The sequence below is a fragment of the Methylobacterium sp. CM6246 genome, assembly GCF_054818005.1.
Map to the genome: position 1 here is coordinate 6,131,367 of NZ_JBTXKY010000001.1, position 15,172 is coordinate 6,146,538.

General features: G+C 69.6%; 17 protein-coding genes. 8 read left to right on the forward strand and 9 right to left on the reverse strand.

What is annotated here, in order from left to right:
* Positions 1-22: 22 nt before the first annotated feature.
* Entirely contained in the window at positions 23-661 is a 639-nt protein-coding gene (locus ACYQPG_RS29635) for a VOC family protein (protein ID WP_461232396.1), read from the forward strand.
* 167 nt (positions 662-828) lie between these two features.
* On the opposite strand, the gene ACYQPG_RS29640 is transcribed toward ACYQPG_RS29635, so the two are convergent.
* A complete protein-coding gene (locus ACYQPG_RS29640) occupies positions 829-1,452 on the reverse strand; it encodes a ribonuclease D (RefSeq protein ID WP_461232397.1) in 624 nt (207 codons plus the stop codon).
* Between the two features lie 83 nt (positions 1,453-1,535).
* On the opposite strand from ACYQPG_RS29640, the gene ACYQPG_RS29645 reads away from it, so the two are divergent.
* Together ACYQPG_RS29645 and ACYQPG_RS29650 are read left to right on the forward strand one after the other, a co-directional pair.
* Complete coding sequence (locus ACYQPG_RS29645; RefSeq protein ID WP_461232398.1) at positions 1,536-1,967, forward strand: cupin domain-containing protein; 432 nt, start codon at positions 1,536-1,538, stop codon at positions 1,965-1,967.
* A 291-nt stretch (positions 1,968-2,258) separates the two neighbouring features.
* A complete protein-coding gene (locus tag ACYQPG_RS29650) occupies positions 2,259-3,611 on the forward strand; it encodes an ATP-binding protein (protein WP_461232529.1) in 1,353 nt (450 codons plus the stop codon).
* A 6-nt stretch (positions 3,612-3,617) separates the two neighbouring features.
* Here ACYQPG_RS29650 and ACYQPG_RS29655 read toward each other — a convergent pair whose 3' ends face one another.
* Positions 3,618-3,908 carry a hypothetical protein gene (locus ACYQPG_RS29655; RefSeq protein WP_147910419.1) on the reverse strand — a complete coding sequence of 97 codons (291 nt, stop codon included), beginning with the start codon at positions 3,906-3,908 and terminating at the stop codon, positions 3,618-3,620.
* Between the two features lie 176 nt (positions 3,909-4,084).
* On the opposite strand from ACYQPG_RS29655, the gene ACYQPG_RS29660 reads away from it, so the two are divergent.
* Together ACYQPG_RS29660 and ACYQPG_RS29665 are read left to right on the forward strand one after the other, a co-directional pair.
* Positions 4,085-4,276, forward strand: a complete 192-nt coding sequence (locus tag ACYQPG_RS29660; RefSeq protein ID WP_147910420.1) for a hypothetical protein — start codon at positions 4,085-4,087, stop codon at positions 4,274-4,276.
* Positions 4,277-4,300: 24 nt separating this feature from the next.
* A complete protein-coding gene (locus tag ACYQPG_RS29665) occupies positions 4,301-5,482 on the forward strand; it encodes a pyridoxal phosphate-dependent aminotransferase (RefSeq protein WP_419830842.1) in 1,182 nt (393 codons plus the stop codon).
* Positions 5,483-5,671: 189 nt separating this feature from the next.
* Here the strand turns inward: ACYQPG_RS29665 and ACYQPG_RS29670 are convergent, their stop codons facing one another.
* The 3 genes from ACYQPG_RS29670 to ACYQPG_RS29680 form a co-directional block, all read right to left on the reverse strand.
* Positions 5,672-6,664 (reverse strand): alpha/beta hydrolase family protein, encoded by a 993-nt coding sequence (locus tag ACYQPG_RS29670; RefSeq protein ID WP_147941324.1) that lies wholly within the window; start codon positions 6,662-6,664, stop codon positions 5,672-5,674.
* Between the two features lie 204 nt (positions 6,665-6,868).
* Entirely contained in the window at positions 6,869-7,381 is a 513-nt protein-coding gene (locus ACYQPG_RS29675) for a DUF533 domain-containing protein (RefSeq protein WP_419830843.1), read from the reverse strand.
* Between the two features lie 75 nt (positions 7,382-7,456).
* Complete coding sequence (locus tag ACYQPG_RS29680; RefSeq protein ID WP_147910424.1) at positions 7,457-7,807, reverse strand: hypothetical protein; 351 nt, start codon at positions 7,805-7,807, stop codon at positions 7,457-7,459.
* Positions 7,808-8,055: 248 nt separating this feature from the next.
* On the opposite strand from ACYQPG_RS29680, the gene ACYQPG_RS29685 reads away from it, so the two are divergent.
* Positions 8,056-8,940: a transglutaminase-like domain-containing protein gene (locus ACYQPG_RS29685; protein WP_461232399.1), complete on the forward strand. Its 885-nt coding sequence runs from the start codon at positions 8,056-8,058 to the stop codon at positions 8,938-8,940.
* A gap of 17 nt (positions 8,941-8,957) precedes the next feature.
* On the opposite strand, the gene ACYQPG_RS29690 is transcribed toward ACYQPG_RS29685, so the two are convergent.
* Positions 8,958-9,986: an alpha/beta hydrolase gene (locus tag ACYQPG_RS29690; protein ID WP_147910426.1), complete on the reverse strand. Its 1,029-nt coding sequence runs from the start codon at positions 9,984-9,986 to the stop codon at positions 8,958-8,960.
* Between the two features lie 242 nt (positions 9,987-10,228).
* Between ACYQPG_RS29690 and meaB the strand changes: the two genes are divergently transcribed.
* Both meaB and ACYQPG_RS29700 read left to right on the forward strand, forming a co-directional pair.
* Positions 10,229-11,215, forward strand: coding sequence for a methylmalonyl Co-A mutase-associated GTPase MeaB (meaB, locus tag ACYQPG_RS29695; RefSeq protein WP_461232400.1), 987 nt, complete (start codon positions 10,229-10,231; stop codon positions 11,213-11,215).
* Positions 11,216-11,393: 178 nt separating this feature from the next.
* Positions 11,394-11,771, forward strand: coding sequence for a CsbD family protein (locus ACYQPG_RS29700; RefSeq protein WP_147910428.1), 378 nt, complete (start codon positions 11,394-11,396; stop codon positions 11,769-11,771).
* Positions 11,772-11,819: 48 nt separating this feature from the next.
* Here ACYQPG_RS29700 and ACYQPG_RS29705 read toward each other — a convergent pair whose 3' ends face one another.
* Genes ACYQPG_RS29705 through ACYQPG_RS29715 form a run of 3 tightly spaced genes read right to left on the reverse strand, consistent with a single transcriptional unit; the run spans position 11,820 to position 14,851 of the window.
* Positions 11,820-12,605, reverse strand: coding sequence for a 3-hydroxybutyrate dehydrogenase (locus tag ACYQPG_RS29705; RefSeq protein WP_147910429.1), 786 nt, complete (start codon positions 12,603-12,605; stop codon positions 11,820-11,822).
* A 48-nt stretch (positions 12,606-12,653) separates the two neighbouring features.
* Positions 12,654-14,153: a sensor histidine kinase gene (locus ACYQPG_RS29710; RefSeq protein ID WP_461232530.1), complete on the reverse strand. Its 1,500-nt coding sequence runs from the start codon at positions 14,151-14,153 to the stop codon at positions 12,654-12,656.
* 2 nt (positions 14,154-14,155) lie between these two features.
* A complete protein-coding gene (locus tag ACYQPG_RS29715) occupies positions 14,156-14,851 on the reverse strand; it encodes a response regulator transcription factor (RefSeq protein WP_147910430.1) in 696 nt (231 codons plus the stop codon).
* Positions 14,852-15,172 lie beyond the last annotated feature (321 nt).

Sequence of the window (15,172 nt, forward strand, 5' to 3'; positions counted from 1 at the left end):
GTTCAAAGCGGCGGATGCACGCATGCTCACCCTCGACCACCTCGTCGTCGTGGCCCCCGATCTCGCGGAGGGCGTGGCCCATGTCCGCGACTGCCTCGGCCTCGATTTGCCGGAAGGCGGGCGCCATCCCGAAATGGGCACCCGCAACCACCTGCTGCGCCTCGGCGCATCGACGTTCCTCGAAGTGATCGCCGTCGATCCCGAGGCAGCGCCTCCGGCGCGCGCCCGCTGGTTCGGCCTCGGCGAGGCCGCGCGGGTGCGGGCGGAGTGGGAGGCCGGCCGGCGGCTGCGCGGCTTCGTCGCCCGCACCGACGACCTCGACACCCTGCTCGCCGCCCATCCCGACCTGCTCGGCGCGGCGGCGACGCTGACCCGGGGCGCGCTGTCGTGGCGCTTCGGCCTGCGCCCGGACGGGACCTGGCCGGCGGACGGCGCCGCGCCCTACGCGATGGATTGGGGCCGCCGTCTGCACCCGGCCGGGACGATGCCGGATCTCGGGGCACGTCTCGCGGATTTCACGCTGGAGCACCCGGATCCGGACGCGACGGCGGCCCGGCTGGCGGGGCTCGGCCTCGTCGATCCGCTGCGGATCGTCCCCGGCCCGCTCCCGCGCTACACCGCCCGGATCGCGACCCCGTCAGGCCCGCGCACGCTGACCTGAGGACGGGCCCTCCCGGCCGGCCTGATCGGGTGGATGACCGGCGAGGAGGGCCTGGCCGCGACTCGCGAGCCCCGGCACGGGAAACCTAGCAGTCCCCCATCGCGCCGCGGTGACGGGAAAGCCCCGTTCTGCACAGGAATCGCCGCGCGGGGACCGGGCGCCACCGCTCAGGTGTGCGCGAAGATGTCGGTCTCCGGCCACCCGTCGAGATCGAGTCGGGCGCGGGTCGGCAGGAAGGCGAAGCAGGCGGCGGCGAGATCGGTGCGGTCCTCGCGGGCCAGCATCGCGTCGAGCCGCTCCCGGGCGGCGTGGAGATGGAGCACGTCCGAGGCCGCGTAATCCTGCTGCGCCTGCGTCAGGGTCTCGGCGCCCCAATCGGAGGATTGCTGCTGCTTGGAGAGATCGACGCCCACCAGCTCGCGGACCACGTCCTTGAGCCCGTGGCGGTCGGTGTAGGTGCGGGCGAGCTTCGAGGCGATCTTGGTGCAGTAGACCGGCGCCGGCATTACGCCGAACGCCTTGAACAGCACCGCCACGTCGAACCGGGCGAAGTGGAAGATTTTTAGGACTTCGGGATCCGCCAGGAGGCGCTTGAGCACGACCGGCTCCGGCCCGTCCTGCGGGATCTGGACTACGTCGGCCGTGCCGTCCCCCGTTGAGATCTGCACCACGCAGAGCCGGTCCCGGTGCGGGTTGAGGCCGAGCGTCTCGGTGTCGATGGCCACCGCCCGGCCCGCATCGTAATCGGCGGGCAGGTCGCCACGGTGGAGGCGTACGATCGGGCTCGGCATTTTTTTGGGACCTTGAGAGTGTTGCGCCGGTACCATCGGCGCCAAGTGCCGGCAAGCCGCCGGCGCGGCACGCGGAGAGGCGAATGACGACAGCAGCCGAGGTGATCGCGACACTGGGCCTCAAACCCCATCCGGAGGGCGGGTATTACCGCGAGACCTTCCGCGATCCGCGCATGGTGGACGGCCGCTCGGTCGGCACCGCGATCTATTTTTTGCTCGACATCGGCGAGGCCTCGGCCTGGCACCGCGTGGACGCCACCGAGATCTGGCACTGGCATGCCGGCGCCCCGCTAGTGATCACCACGAGCCCGAATGGCCACGACGCCACCGCCCAGCATCTCGGATCCGATCTCGCCGCCGGGCAGCGCCCGCAATGCGTGGTGCCGGCCGGCCATTGGCAGACCGCCACCAGCCTCGGCGCCTGGACGCTCGTGGGCTGCACGGTCTCGCCGGGCTTCGACTTCTCCGGCTTCGAGATGGCCCCGCCGGAGTGGCGACCGACGCCGAGGGGCTAGCGTCCGGGCGCGACCGGCACCGGACCGCATTCAGGGCGACGACCGCTTCGGCCGAGACATCGCTGCCGGCGCACGGGTTGGAACGGAGGCCCATCCCGTGCGCCCGCGCCGCCTTGGCCGATCGCGGTGCCGGTGCGATAACGCCCGACCTCTCGCAGCCGCCCGCGCCATGCCCGCCCCCCTGAGACGGCCCCCACGTCGCCGATCCCGATCCCGCCTCGGCGGACGCGGGCGCGCGGTTTCGTGAACGCCCCCGATCCCGTCCTGGCGCGCACCCTGCGGACCGACCCGGTGCGGCCGCGTTCGGCACCGCACCGGCTGTGGAAGCGACTGAGCCGGTCGATCGGCGATGTCCTGCCCAAGGGACTCTATGCCCGGTCGCTGATCATCATCATCGCGCCCGTGGTCCTGCTCCAGTCGGTGATCGCCTACACGTTCATGGAGCGGCACTGGCAGCTCGTGACCAAGCGCCTGTCGGCCGCGGTAACCGCGGACGTGGCGGCGCTGATCGACATCTACGAGAGCTACCCCCAAGACCGGGATGCCGAGACCCTGTCGCGCATCGCCGCCGAGCGGCTGAACCTCGACCTCGACATCCTGAAGGGCGCCAAGCTTCCGACCCAAGGGCCGCGGCCGTTCTTCTCGATCCTGGACGAAGCGCTCTCGGACGAGATCAGCCGCCAGATCCGACGGCCGTTCTGGATCGACACGGTCGGCCGCTCGAACCTGATCGAGATCAGGGTGGCGATCCCGGACGGGGTGATGCGGATCACCGCCCGGCGCAGCCAGGCCTACGCATCGAACTCGCACATCTTCCTGGTCTGGATGATCGGCTCGTCGCTGGTGCTGCTCGGCGTCGCGATCCTGTTTTTGCGCAACCAGATCAAACCGATCCTGCGGCTCGCCGCCGTAGCGGAGGGCTTCGGCAAGGGCCGGGAGATCGAGTTCAGGCCGCGCGGAGCCCGGGAGGTGCGCCAGGCCGGCCACGCCTTCATCGAGATGAAGCGGCGCATCGAGCGGGCCATGGAGCAGCGCACGACGATGCTCAACGGCGTGAGCCACGACCTGCGCACCATCCTCACGCGCTTCCGCCTCTCCCTGGCGTTGTTCGAGCAGACCAGTGAGATCGAGGATCTCAGCCGTGACGTCGACGAGATGAGCCGGATGCTGGAGGGCTATCTCGCCTTCGCGCGCGGTGATTCCGCCGAGCCGGCGACGCCCACGGACATGCGCGCGCTGCTGGAAGACCTGCGCAGCGACGTTGAGCGCCTGGGGGCTCATGTCTCGGAGGTCAATCTGGCGGGAGCCCCGGAGGTCACGGTACGGCCGGGGGCGTTCCGGCGCTGCCTGTTCAACCTCGCCGCCAACGCCGCCCGGTACGGCGACACGGTGGCGATCTCCGGCCGGCTGGAGGCCCGCGCCTTCTACGTCTCGATCGACGACGACGGCCCGGGGATCCCGCCCGAGAGCCGCGAGGAGGTGTTCAAGCCGTTCGTGCGCCTCGATGATTCTCGCCAGGATGCGGGCGGATCCGGGCTCGGGTTGGCGATCGCCCGGGATATCGCCCGGGCGCATGGCGGGGACATCGCCCTGCACGAGAGCCCGCTGGGTGGGCTGCGGGCGACCGTGCGGGTTCCGGCCTGACGGCCGTCAGGCGTCGCTCGGCCCCCGCAGGCGCTGGATCTCGGCCTGGGCGTTGCGGATGAGATGGTCGATGCTCGCCGCGTCGAGGGCGGCACGGCCGAGGCGGTCGCGCAGGGCGGCTTCGCCGTTCCAGGCATAGCCGGCATCTTTCGGCAGGTGGCGCTGCAGCAGCGAACTGACGACACTTTCGCGCCTGTAGGCAGGATGCCGCAGGAGCCGGCCGATCTGCGCCGTCAGGATGTCGAGCGGCGATAGATTTTGGCTACTGCCTCTCGACGTAACTGCTGTTGGGCGCATACTGGCATCTCCTCCCGGAAAGCCAGTATCCGGTTAAATGCTTGCGCTTCGGTGAGCGGCAGCGCGATCCGGCGAAAAACTGCCGCCGCCGGGGTCCCAACCGTTGCAGCAGGGTGGTATGCAGGTTCGACGCCCACGAGCCGCGGCCCACCGCGCGCCGGATCCGAGTGCCCAACATGAACCCGCTCGTCCCCCTGTTCATCCTGCTCTCCCTGCCGTTGGCCGCCATCGGCCTGGTGCTCTACACGGACACGGGCATCGAGCCGGCCCTGTTCTACGCCTCGGTGAAGACCTTCGTGATCCTGGGCGCGATCGCCGTGGCGATGTCGTTCGGGGCCATGAAGCTCGCCGAGCGCACCAAGCACTAGAACGACCGTCCCGCGGAGAGCGCGATGCTGCACGTCGTCCCGGCCTTCTCGCGCATCGGCGAGGAGAACGCGTTCACGGTGCTGGCCCGCGCCCAGGCGCTCTCAGCCCAAGGGCGGGACGTGATCAACCTCGGCATCGGCCAGCCCGACATGCCGACGCCGGCCCACGTGGTCGAGGCGGGCATCAAGGCCCTGCGCGACGGGCACCACGGCTACACGCCGGCCGTGGGCATCCCGGGTCTTCGCGAGGCCGTGGCCCGCGACATCCACCGCCGTCACGCCGTCGAGGTCTCGCCCGAATCCGTGATGATCGTGCCGGGCGGCAAAATCACCATGTTCATGGCGATCCTGATGTTCGGCGAGCCCGGCGCCGAGATCCTGTACCCGGATCCGGGTTTTCCGATCTATCGCTCGATGATCGAGTTCACCGGGGCGACGCCGGTGCCGGTGCCGATCCGCGAGGCGAACGGCTTCGCCTTCTCGGCCGCCGAGACCTTGGCCTTGATCACGCCGAAGACCCGCCTCTTGATCGTGAACTCGCCCGCCAACCCGACCGGTGGCGTGACGCCCAAGGCGGAGATCGACGCTTTGGTGGCGGGCCTTGCCGACCACCCGGATGTCGCAGTGCTGTCGGACGAGATCTACGGCACGATGACGTATGACGGCGAAGCCCATCACTCGCTGCTGACCTATCCCGAGATTCGCGACCGGCTGATCTACCTCGACGGCGCGTCGAAGACCTACGCGATGACCGGCTGGCGACTCGGCTGGTCGGTCTGGCCGAAGCCGCTCTACGACGCGGCCCGGAAGCTCGCGGTCAACGCCCATTCCTGCGTGAACGCCTCGACCCAATGGGCCGGCATCGCGGCGCTCGACGGCCCGCAGGATTGCGTGGCCGAGATGGTGGCCGAGTTTGACCGGCGACGGGCGATCGTGATCGACGGGCTGAACGCGTTGCCGGGCGTCTCGTGCATTGCCCCGAAGGGCGCGTTCTACGCCTTCCCGAATGTCTCCGAGACCGGGTGGAAGGCCAAGTCCCTCGCCGCCACCCTGCTGGAGGAGGCGGGCGTCGCGGTGATCGGCGGCCCGGATTTCGGGATCCACGGCGAAGGCTATATCCGGCTGTCCTACGCAAATTCGGCCGAGAACATCCGCAGGGCGCTCGAGCGGATGGGAAAATTTCTGTCGGAGCGGAATCCGGGCTGACCAAGCTTACGAGACGAGCCCGTTCCGGATTTCCCCCTCATCCTGCGGTGGCGTAGCAAAGCGAAGCCCGCGAAGAAGTCCTCCCGCCCGCCGCGCGATTCCTGGACGGCTCCTTCGCGGCTGCTGCGCATCACCTCAGGATGAGGTGATGATTGGGAGGACGGGCCGGTTGCGACGCCAGCTGTCCGATCAGGATTTCCCCGTCACCCGCTTCTCGATCCAGCCGGCCAGCCAGTCGGCGATGTCGAGGCTGTTCTTGTCCTGCATCAGCATGTGCGAATTGCCGTGGATCCCGATTTCCGGGAGCAGGATCAGCTCGGCCCGGCCGCCGGCCGCGTTCGCAGCCGCCACGAAGCTGCGGCACTGCTTGAGCCGGGGTGCCCAGCGGGGCGAGGCGTCGACGTAGTCGCCGAACAGGACCAGGATCGGCAGGTCCTTGTAGGGGGCCAGATCGTCCTTGGCCGGATCCGGGCAGGCGGCGGGCTCGATCGCCACGATGGCCCGGATCCCGGTGCGGTCGAGAGCAGCGGTCTGGAACGGGTAGATGCCCGATTGCGAGTGCGAGACCAGCACCGCGCCCTTCAGCCGTTTGGCGAGTTCCGACAGGGCCGGCACGGTCGGGTTCGGCACCGGCAGGGCGGCGGACCAGTCGGCGACCATCTGCTTCCAGAACTCGCCCTGGGCTTCCAGGGGGAATTGCATGCCCGGAAACACCTTCGGGTATTCCGGCCCGAACCGGAAGATCGCCCAGGCCGGCTCGCGCCCGGCGGAGAAGACCGGCGGCAGCGAATCGGCCTCGGCCTTGCCCATCTTCACCGCGTCGATCTGGGCCGGGCTGATCGCCGAGCGCCCGCGCCACGCTTGGTCGATGACGTAGGTCGGGAAGCCGCGACGGACGAAGAACTCGTCCCAGCCCATTCGCCCGTCCGGGGTCGTCTCCCAGGTCTTGCCGGTGAGGCAGCAGCCGTGGATCAGAACCACCGGCGGCCGCACGGGCTCGACCGGAATCTGATAGCGCACATAGACCTGATCGACCGTGATCGTCCCGGACGGCGCGTAGGCCGGCAGGGTCGAGAGCGTATCGGACTGGATATCGCGACCGCCGACGAAGAAGCTGCCCTGGCCCGACAGAGTCAGGGGGGCGGGCGGCGGATCGGCGGCGCGGACGGGGGCGACGCTCATGGCGATCAGACTCCCGGCGAACAGAGCCCCGGTGAGGCCCCGGACGGCCCGTCGCGCATGGGACCGAGCGGGCGATGGCGGCAGCACTGGCATGGAACGTCCCGGCCTTCAGCGGCCGGGACGCGTCGACCCGGATCACCGCACCGCAACGCTAGCACGAAGCTCGGCCGCCGCGGGAGATCCAAAGCCGGGTATGGATATCGGTCAGGCGCCGATGTCTCGCTCGATCGAGGCGGTTGCGTTGCCGGGCACGTCGAGGGCCTCGGCGAGCATCTTCAGGAACTGACGCTCCTGCAGCGTGTCCGGATCGATCGCGAGCCGCGCGGCCGCGTAAATCCGCGCCGCCGCCTCCGGCTCGTTCACCCGTTCGGCGATCTCGTCGATCTCCGCGGGGCTTTCCAGTTCCCGGTCGAGCCAGGCCCGCCCGTCGGGATCGAGGCCGGCCTCGGCCACCGCCGCGTCGAGGCGCTTGCGCTCGGCGGTATCGATCATGCCGTCCGCGATGGTGGCGGCCACCATGGCCCGCAGCATCAGCCGGGCCTCGTCCTCGTCGACCTTCGAGAAGTCCGGGCCGTCCTGGGACGGCGGCGCCGAACCGCGCAGCGCCCGGTAGGCGATCCCCCCGATCAGCGCGAGGCCGCCAAGAGCCGCGCTTGCGGCGATCCCGCCGCGCCGCGCGCGCACCAGCGCATCAACGATCTGCCTGCTGTCAGCCATGTCCGTCCTCCCGGGGTGTTGCATTCCGAATCGGATCGGAAACCCCCGGTAGGCGGCCAAGTTCAGCGGCAGATGTCAGGCGTCGGCTTCGTCGTCCTCGTCCGCCTCGTCGATGTCGACGAGGAAGACGATGTCCGCCTCGTCCTCGTCTTCCTCCTCGGCGGTGTCGCCGCCGGCATGGTGCTTGTCGTCGGTGAACTCGCCCTCGCCGTCATCCTCGGCGAGCGCATCCTCGAAGATCTCGATCTCGTCCTCGTTGGCGGCCCGGATCGTGAGCGGCGAGGTGCCGTTCCAGAGCGGCTTGCCGTCGCTCGTCATCGTCCGGATGTCTTCCTTGAAACCCTCGCAGGTGAAGAGGTCCTTGGCGGACGCCTCGTCGCTGTTGATCACCGCCACGGCGGTGCCCTCGATCTCGAGCGTGAACATGGCCGGCATCCTTCTCGTAACCGTCCTTGGCGCGCCCGGTCAGCGGGATCGCGCGCGGGTGCGACGCACCGCCCCGGGGAGAAATGCCTAAGCTTACCCCGGCGGTCATGAGCGCCGCGCGCGGATGCTGTAGGGGTGAACCGGACGCCCGCCAAGCCCGTCTCAGTCAGTCCGCCGCGAATGCGTGGCGCGAATCCTGCCCGGCCGATGGCCGTAACGAAACCAAACGGAAAGAAGGATCACCGCGGATGCGGATCAGGCTCGGCTGCGAGATGCGCTACGCCTTCCCCTATCCGGTCCCGATGGTGGTGATGCTGAACGTGCATCCCACCCGGGCGGACGCCCTTGAGGCGCCCGACACGCTCCGCACCGAGCCGCCGGTGCCGGTCGATCTCTATCGCGACGGCTGCGGCAACCTGTGCGGCCGGTTGACCGCCCCGGCGGGGAACTTCACCCTCGGGACCGACGCGGTGATCGGCGACGACGGAAGCCCGGACCCGGCCCATCCCGAGGCCGAACAGCACGCGATCGAGGCGCTGCCGCCCGAGACGATCGTGTTCCTGCTGCCCAGCCGCTACTGCGAATCCGACTTGCTGGCCGACGAGGCATGGCGGCTGTTCGGACATCTCGAGCCGGGCTGGGGCCGGGTGCAGGCAGTTTGCGACTTCGTGCACGACCACATCGCATTCGGGTACGAGTTCGCCCATGGCGACCGCACGGCGCAGGATGCCTATGCCGGCGGCCGGGGCGTCTGCCGCGACTTCACCCACCTCGCCGTGGCCTTCTGCCGCGCCCTCAACGTGCCGACCCGCTACTGCACGGGCTACATCAGCTTCATCGGGGAGCCCGAGCCGCACCCGGCCGGCGACTTCGCGGCCTGGATGGAGGTGTTTCTCGGCGGGCGCTGGCACGTGTTCGACCCGCGCAACAACAGCCCGCGGATCGGCCGGGTGATGGTCGCCTACGGCCGCGACGCCGCGGACGTGCCGCTGACCCACACGTTCGGCCCCAATCCCCTCGTCGGCTTCCGGGTCTGGGCCGAACGGATCGACCATCTCGACGCGTCCGGCGACGCACCGATCCTACCCGAAGAGCCGCTGCCGCCGCAGAGCATGGCGACCCGGATGGGGTGAGTGCCGGGCTGGCTCTCTCAGACCCCCGCCCCGCGGGCGATGGCGCGCTTGACCACCGCCTGCACCTCGGGGTTCGACAGGAACAGGTCGTGGTTGATCAGGCCGCCGCCGTAATCGGAGGCGTCGGCCACGCGCACGCCGAGCGCCTCAAGCTTGGCGCGGTCGGCGGCGCCGGCCCGGACGCCGCCCGCGATCGCCGCGGACAGTTCGAGCGCCCGGTCGTTGGTCGATGAGATCACGGTGATCTTCGACACGTCGGGGCCGAGCCGAGCGACGCCGTTCGAGAACAGGTCGAAATCGATGTCGGGGGCGGCCAGCACCACCGCGCCGATCCGCGCCATCGCGGCCTCGCCGGCTTCGGCCCGCAGCATCCGGATGGTCTCGAGGGTCAGCAGCGTGCCCATCGAATGGGCGACGATGTTGATCCGCCCGGCGCTCGATGTCGACGTGACGGCCTTCAGCAGGTCCTCGAAGGCATCGCGCGACCAGAGCGCGCTCTCGCGATCGTAGTTGTAGTCGAAGGTCGCGGCGGCGGACGGCCAGGTGAACAGGCCCGAGACGCCCCGGAACCGGATGCCGTCCGACAGGCGCGCCGCGCTCACGGCGGCGGATTCGAACGATTCCCGATACCCGTGGACGTAGATCAGCACGTCGCGGCCGAGCGCCGCCTGCGCGAAGGCCTCGGCGGCACCTGGGCCGCTCTCGGTCTTGGGTACGGCCCCGATGGTCCAGTCGCCGGTGATGACTGCCGACACCTTGCCGAGCAGCGAGCGGTCGGGGGGCGACAGGCGCACCTCCGCGAAGCTCAGGCCGCGCCCGCGCTCGGAATTGAAGTACGGCGGCCGGGGCGGGTTGCCCACCGGCTTGCGCGTCGTGGCCACCAGCAGCACCGGCATGACGTCCAGCGCCGACTGCTTTTCAGGCAGCGCCGCAGAGGTGCCGAGGTCATCGGTGACGCAGGCGCCAAGGCTCGGAGCGAGCCCCGCCGCCCCCGCGAGGGCGCCGATCCGGAGGAGTGCGCGGCGTGAGACGGTCTGGCTCGACATGATCCGGGTGCGTTCGGGCGGGGCGCCATCCGTCGCGCAGGATCGTGACCGTGGCGGGGCACGATCGCCCACCGGCCCTGTGGAGTACGGGTATTCAGCCCCCCGTGGTGCCGCGGACACAGGGTTAGGGGTCGACCCTGCGGGCTTGATCGCGCGCGCGTTGAGACGGCTCAGACCCCGCGGCCGCGGCCCGGCGACGATACCCCCTCGACGGCAGCGCCAACCGCCGCCATGAAGGATCCATGACGCCGACCATCGACATCGAGAGCCTGCGCGCGCGACTGCTGGGCGGCGACCGTGCCGCCCTGGCCCGGGCGATCACCCTGGCGGAGTCGAAACGCGCCGACCATCGGGCGCTCGCCGCCGCCTTGATCGACTCGGTTCTGCCGGAGACCGGCAAGGCGATCCGGGTCGGCATCACGGGCGTGCCGGGGGTCGGCAAGTCTACGACCATCGATGCCCTCGGATCGAACCTGACGGAGGCCGGCCACAAGGTCGCGGTGTTGGCAGTCGACCCGTCCTCATCGCGCACCGGCGGTTCGATCCTCGGCGACAAGACCCGGATGGCGCGGCTCGCCCACGATCCCAAGGCGTTCATCCGCCCCTCCCCGTCCTCCGGAACGCTGGGCGGCGTCGCGGCCAAGACCCGCGAGACCATGCTGCTCTGCGAGGCGGCCGGCTTCGACGTGATCCTGGTGGAGACGGTGGGCGTCGGCCAGTCGGAGACGGCGGTCGCCGACCTCACCGACTTCTTCCTCGTGCTGATGCTGCCCGGGGCCGGCGACGAGCTTCAGGGCATCAAGAAGGGCATCCTGGAACTCGCCGACATGATCGCGGTCAACAAGGCCGATTCCGGCGAGGCCGAGCAGCGGGCCAACGCGGCGGCCTCGGAATACCGCGCCGCCCTGCACATCCTCACCCCCGCATCGTCAACCTGGACGCCGCCTGTGGTCACGATCTCGGGCTTCCACAACCTGCGCCTCGACGCGCTCTGGGCGCGGATCGTCGATCACCGGGAAAAGCTCACCGCCACCGGGGAGATCCAAGCCAAGCGCCGGACGCAGGACGTGAAATGGATGTGGGCGCTCGTTCACGAGCGGTTGCACCAGCGCCTTGTCGGCTCGCCCGAGGTCAGGCGCAGCACCGCCGAGGCCGAGGCCGGCGTCGCCCGCGGCGAGACCTCGCCCGCCGCTGGAGCCGCGGCCATCGGCGAGTTGATCGGCCTCTGAGGCACCGCGGCCCGTTCCGGCACCGGCTTGTTTACCGTGATCGACGCCGCGCGGCCCAAGGCACAGAAAATCGCCGGGTCACGGTACGCAAACCCGGTCTCGCGCGTTCGCTGCACGACGAGGAATTCTGCGGCACCTCCTCCCGTACCGGTGCCGCGGTCACGTCGAGGAGAGTGTCATGGTGGATACGGATCGGATCGTTGGCGGCGCCAAGGAAGCCCTGGGTAAGGCCCAGGGTGCGGCGGGCGACTTCGTGGGCTCGAACCGGGATTCGGTGGAAGGCCGGGTACGCGATGTCCAGGGTCAGGCTGAGAACGCCTACGGGCAGGTCAAGGACAAGGCCCGGGACCTCGCCGACAAGGCGACTGATTATGCCGGAGACGCCTATGGCCGGGCCGGGGATGTCGCGGGCGACGCCTACGAGCGGGGCGGTGCCTACCTGCGCGACGGCCGCGCCGCCGTCGGCGCCCGCGTCGAGGAAAACCCGCTGGTCGCGCTGCTGATCGCCGGCGCGGTCGGCTACGGGATCGCCCTGCTGTTCCACGGGCGCCGCTGATCGGAGGCGGCCTCGCCGACGTTCCGGCGAGGCCGCCACTCTACGACGCTACTGGGCGGTCCAGCCGCCATCCATGCTGATATTGGCCCCGGTGATCTGGCTCGCCGCATCGGAGCACAGGAACACCGCGAGCGCCGCCACCTGATCGACGGTGACGAACTCCTTCGTCGGCTGCGCCTTCAGCATTACGTCCTCGATCACCTGCTCCTTGGTCAGGCCGCGCGCCTTCATAGTGTCGGGGATCTGTGCCTCGACTAGCGGCGTCCAGACGTAGCCCGGCGAGATGCAGTTCACCGTGATCTTGTGCGGCGCGAGCTCGAGGGCTGCGGCCTTGCTGAGCCCGCTGATCCCATGCTTGGCCGCCACGTAGGCGGACTTGAACGGCGAGGCCACCAGCGAGTGCGCCGAGGCAGTGTTGATGATCCGCCCCCAGCCCCGGGCCTTCATGCCGGGGATCGCGGCATGCATCGCGTGAAACGCCGATGACAGGTTGATCGCGATGATCTGCTCCCACTTCTCCGGTGGGAAGTCCTCGATCGGCGAGACGAACTGGATGCCGGCATTGTTGACCAGCACGTCGATGGCGCCGAATGCCGCCTCGGCCTCCCGCACCATCTCGCCGATCGCATCGGGCTTGCTCATGTCGGCGGCTGAATACTGAACCTTCACCCCGTGCTCGCGCTCGATCCCGGCCCGGGTCTCCTCGATGGCCTGCGCATCCCCGAAGCCGTTGAGCACGACGTTGGCTCCCTCGGCCGCGAGGCCGCGCGCGATGGCAAGGCCGATGCCGCTGGTGGATCCGGTGACGAGGGCGGTCTTGGACGTGAGGGCCATGGAACCTCCTGGGTCGCGGTGGCGGGATGTCGTGACGACGTACCTGCCTCAAGGCCGGCGCGAAATCGAGCCTCCCGGCGCATCCGCCGGAGACGGTATCGCTTCGGCCGCGCCGTCACCCGAATCCGGGGTCACATTCTGCGCCGGGAACGCAAGCTCGATCCGCAGCCCAGGCGCGTTGTCGGACAGCCGCAGCGTCCCGCGATGCAGGCGCACCACGGCGTTCACCAGGCTGAGCCCCAGCCCGAAGCCCGGCCGCGAACGCGCATCCTCCAGCCGGACGAACCGGCCCAATACGCGCTCGCGTTCGGCCTCCGGGATACCCGGTCCGTGATCCGACACGGTGAGGCGGACGGCATCACCGGAGCGCGCGGCCTCGACCGCCACCCGGGTCTCCGATCCATCCGCCCCGTACTTGAGGGCGTTGTCGATCAGGTTGGCCAGCGCCTGCCCGATCAGCTCACGGTTGCCCGCGATGATCAGGCCATCCTCCGCGCGCACGTCGAGGTCCAACCCCTGATCCTCGGCCAGCGCCTCATAGAGTTCCCCGACCTCCCGGACGGCGGCGCCGAGATCGACCGGCGCCAGGATCTCTCGAGCGCTTCCGGCTTCCAGGCGCGCGATCATCAGCAGCGCGTTGAACACCCGGATCAGCCCGTCGCTCTCCTCGGTCACCGCTTCGAGGGCGTTGCGCAGCTCGTCCGGCGAGGCGGCTTTGCGCAGGGCCTCGTCGGCCCGGTTGCGCAGGCGTGTCAGCGGCGTCTTCAAGTCGTGGGCGATGTTGTCGGAGACCTCGCGCATCCCGCGCATCAGTTCGCCGATCCGCTCCAGCATCAGGTTGAGGCTCGCAGCGAGGCGGTCAAGCTCGTCGCCGTTGCCCGCGACGTAGAGTCGTCCGTCGAGGTCGCCGGCCATGATCGCGCGGGTTGTCTGCGTCATGGCGTCGACCCGGCGCAGGACCCGGCTCGCCGCCAGCCAGCCACCGATCACGCCCAGGATCACCACGGCGGCGAGGGAGGTGCCGAACGCCCGGCCGATCACCGCACGCAACCGGTCGCGCTCCTCGGTGTCGCGTCCGACGAGCAGCCGGAATCCGCCCGGAAGGGTGAACACCCGCACGATCGCCCGATGGGGATCGACGTCCGAATCGCCCCGCCCGTATCGGGTCTCACTCTGGCCAGGGCTCGCCAGCACCGCCGCCGGGACGTAGCCGACATTGCCGACGACGTGCTCGCCGCTCGCCGTGGTCACCAGATAGAGGGACGCGCCTGGCTCGCGGGACCGGCGCTCGACGACGGTGATCAGCCGCCGGAGCCCCCCGGCATTGTACTGCTCGGACAAGCCGTTGATCTCGGCATCGATGGTCGAGACGATCTGGTCGTCCAACACCGTCCGGGCGTTCCAGGCGACGTAGCCGAGAGCCAGGAAGGCGCAGAGGGCGAAGATTGCCAGATAGGCGAGCGAGAGCTTGAACGCGGTGGTGCGGAACAGCTTCTGGAACCGGGCCCCGAAGGTCTCGCGGGGCATCGGCTCGATCGGGAGGCCCATGCTCACCCGGCCGCGCCCTCGTCGAAGCGCAGGACGTAGCCGGCACCTCGGACCGTGTGAATGATCGGCGAGGCAAAACCCTTGTCGAGCTTGCCGCGCAGGCGCGAGACGTGGACGTCGATGACGTTGGTTTGCGGATCGAAATGGTAGTCCCAGACATGCTCGAGCAGCATCGTCCGGGTCACCACCTGGCCGGCATGCCGCATCAGGTATTCGAGCAAGCGGAATTCCCGAGGTTGCAGCAGGATTTCGCGGCCGGCGCGGGTGACCCGGTGAGACAGGCGGTCGAGTTCGAGGTCGCCGACCCTGTAGCGCGTCTCTTCCGCCGCGCCCGATCCGGCCTGCCGCCGGGCGAGCGCCTCCGTGCGAGCCAGAAGCTCCGAGAACGCGTAGGGTTTCGGAAGATAATCGTCGCCGCCGGCGCGCAGGCCCTTCACCCGGTCGTCGACCTGACCCAGCGCCGACAGGATCAGCACCGGAGTCGCGACGCTCTGCTCGCGGAGGGAGCGGATCAGCGACAGGCCGTCGAGCTTCGGCAGCATCCGGTCGACGATCAGCACATCGTAGGCACCCTCGCGGGCCAGCGCGTAGCCATCGAGCCCGTCATGCGCGCTGTCGGCGACGTGTCCGGTCTCGCGGAACGCCTTCACCAGATAGGCTGCCGCCTCCCGGTCATCCTCGATGATGAGCAGTCGCATGGACCCAGCCCATAGCGCGGCTCGCGAAGGGGGGAAACGCTGCTCTGTCATCACGGTGATGTCCCCCCTCCCCTCATGATCGTCGGACGCGCGCTGCGACCGTTGGGGGCGGGTCTCGGCTCGCCCGAAGCCGGGGATCGCGCAATCAGATGAGTCGCGTTTCGGCCCGGACTGCGTGAGCGGCCTGACGACCCTGGCAGCGTCGCGATTACCGGACGCTCGCGAAAAGATGACGATGCCGTAAGGAACGGCTGTCCGAGCAGCACCAGAAACGGAAACAGGCCGCCCCCGGTGAGGGACGGCCTGTTTGCGTTCGGTTTG

What these genes read in the sequence shown, in the direction of transcription:
- ACYQPG_RS29635 (WP_461232396.1), top strand. Translation starts at nt 23, where the DNA reads ATGCTCACCCTCGACCACCTCGTCGTCGTGGCCCCCGATCTCGCGGAG.
- ACYQPG_RS29640 (WP_461232397.1), bottom strand. Translation starts at nt 1,452, where the DNA reads ATGCCGAGCCCGATCGTACGCCTCCACCGTGGCGACCTGCCCGCCGAT.
- ACYQPG_RS29645 (WP_461232398.1), top strand. Translation starts at nt 1,536, where the DNA reads ATGACGACAGCAGCCGAGGTGATCGCGACACTGGGCCTCAAACCCCAT.
- ACYQPG_RS29655 (WP_147910419.1), bottom strand. Translation starts at nt 3,908, where the DNA reads ATGCGCCCAACAGCAGTTACGTCGAGAGGCAGTAGCCAAAATCTATCG.
- ACYQPG_RS29660 (WP_147910420.1), top strand. Translation starts at nt 4,085, where the DNA reads ATGAACCCGCTCGTCCCCCTGTTCATCCTGCTCTCCCTGCCGTTGGCC.
- ACYQPG_RS29665 (WP_419830842.1), top strand. Translation starts at nt 4,301, where the DNA reads ATGCTGCACGTCGTCCCGGCCTTCTCGCGCATCGGCGAGGAGAACGCG.
- ACYQPG_RS29670 (WP_147941324.1), bottom strand. Translation starts at nt 6,664, where the DNA reads ATGAGCGTCGCCCCCGTCCGCGCCGCCGATCCGCCGCCCGCCCCCCTG.
- ACYQPG_RS29675 (WP_419830843.1), bottom strand. Translation starts at nt 7,381, where the DNA reads ATGGCTGACAGCAGGCAGATCGTTGATGCGCTGGTGCGCGCGCGGCGC.
- ACYQPG_RS29680 (WP_147910424.1), bottom strand. Translation starts at nt 7,807, where the DNA reads ATGTTCACGCTCGAGATCGAGGGCACCGCCGTGGCGGTGATCAACAGC.
- ACYQPG_RS29685 (WP_461232399.1), top strand. Translation starts at nt 8,056, where the DNA reads ATGCGGATCAGGCTCGGCTGCGAGATGCGCTACGCCTTCCCCTATCCG.
- ACYQPG_RS29690 (WP_147910426.1), bottom strand. Translation starts at nt 9,986, where the DNA reads ATGTCGAGCCAGACCGTCTCACGCCGCGCACTCCTCCGGATCGGCGCC.
- meaB (WP_461232400.1), top strand. Translation starts at nt 10,229, where the DNA reads ATGACGCCGACCATCGACATCGAGAGCCTGCGCGCGCGACTGCTGGGC.
- ACYQPG_RS29700 (WP_147910428.1), top strand. Translation starts at nt 11,394, where the DNA reads ATGGTGGATACGGATCGGATCGTTGGCGGCGCCAAGGAAGCCCTGGGT.
- ACYQPG_RS29705 (WP_147910429.1), bottom strand. Translation starts at nt 12,605, where the DNA reads ATGGCCCTCACGTCCAAGACCGCCCTCGTCACCGGATCCACCAGCGGC.
- ACYQPG_RS29710 (WP_461232530.1), bottom strand. Translation starts at nt 14,153, where the DNA reads ATGGGCCTCCCGATCGAGCCGATGCCCCGCGAGACCTTCGGGGCCCGG.
- ACYQPG_RS29715 (WP_147910430.1), bottom strand. Translation starts at nt 14,851, where the DNA reads ATGCGACTGCTCATCATCGAGGATGACCGGGAGGCGGCAGCCTATCTG.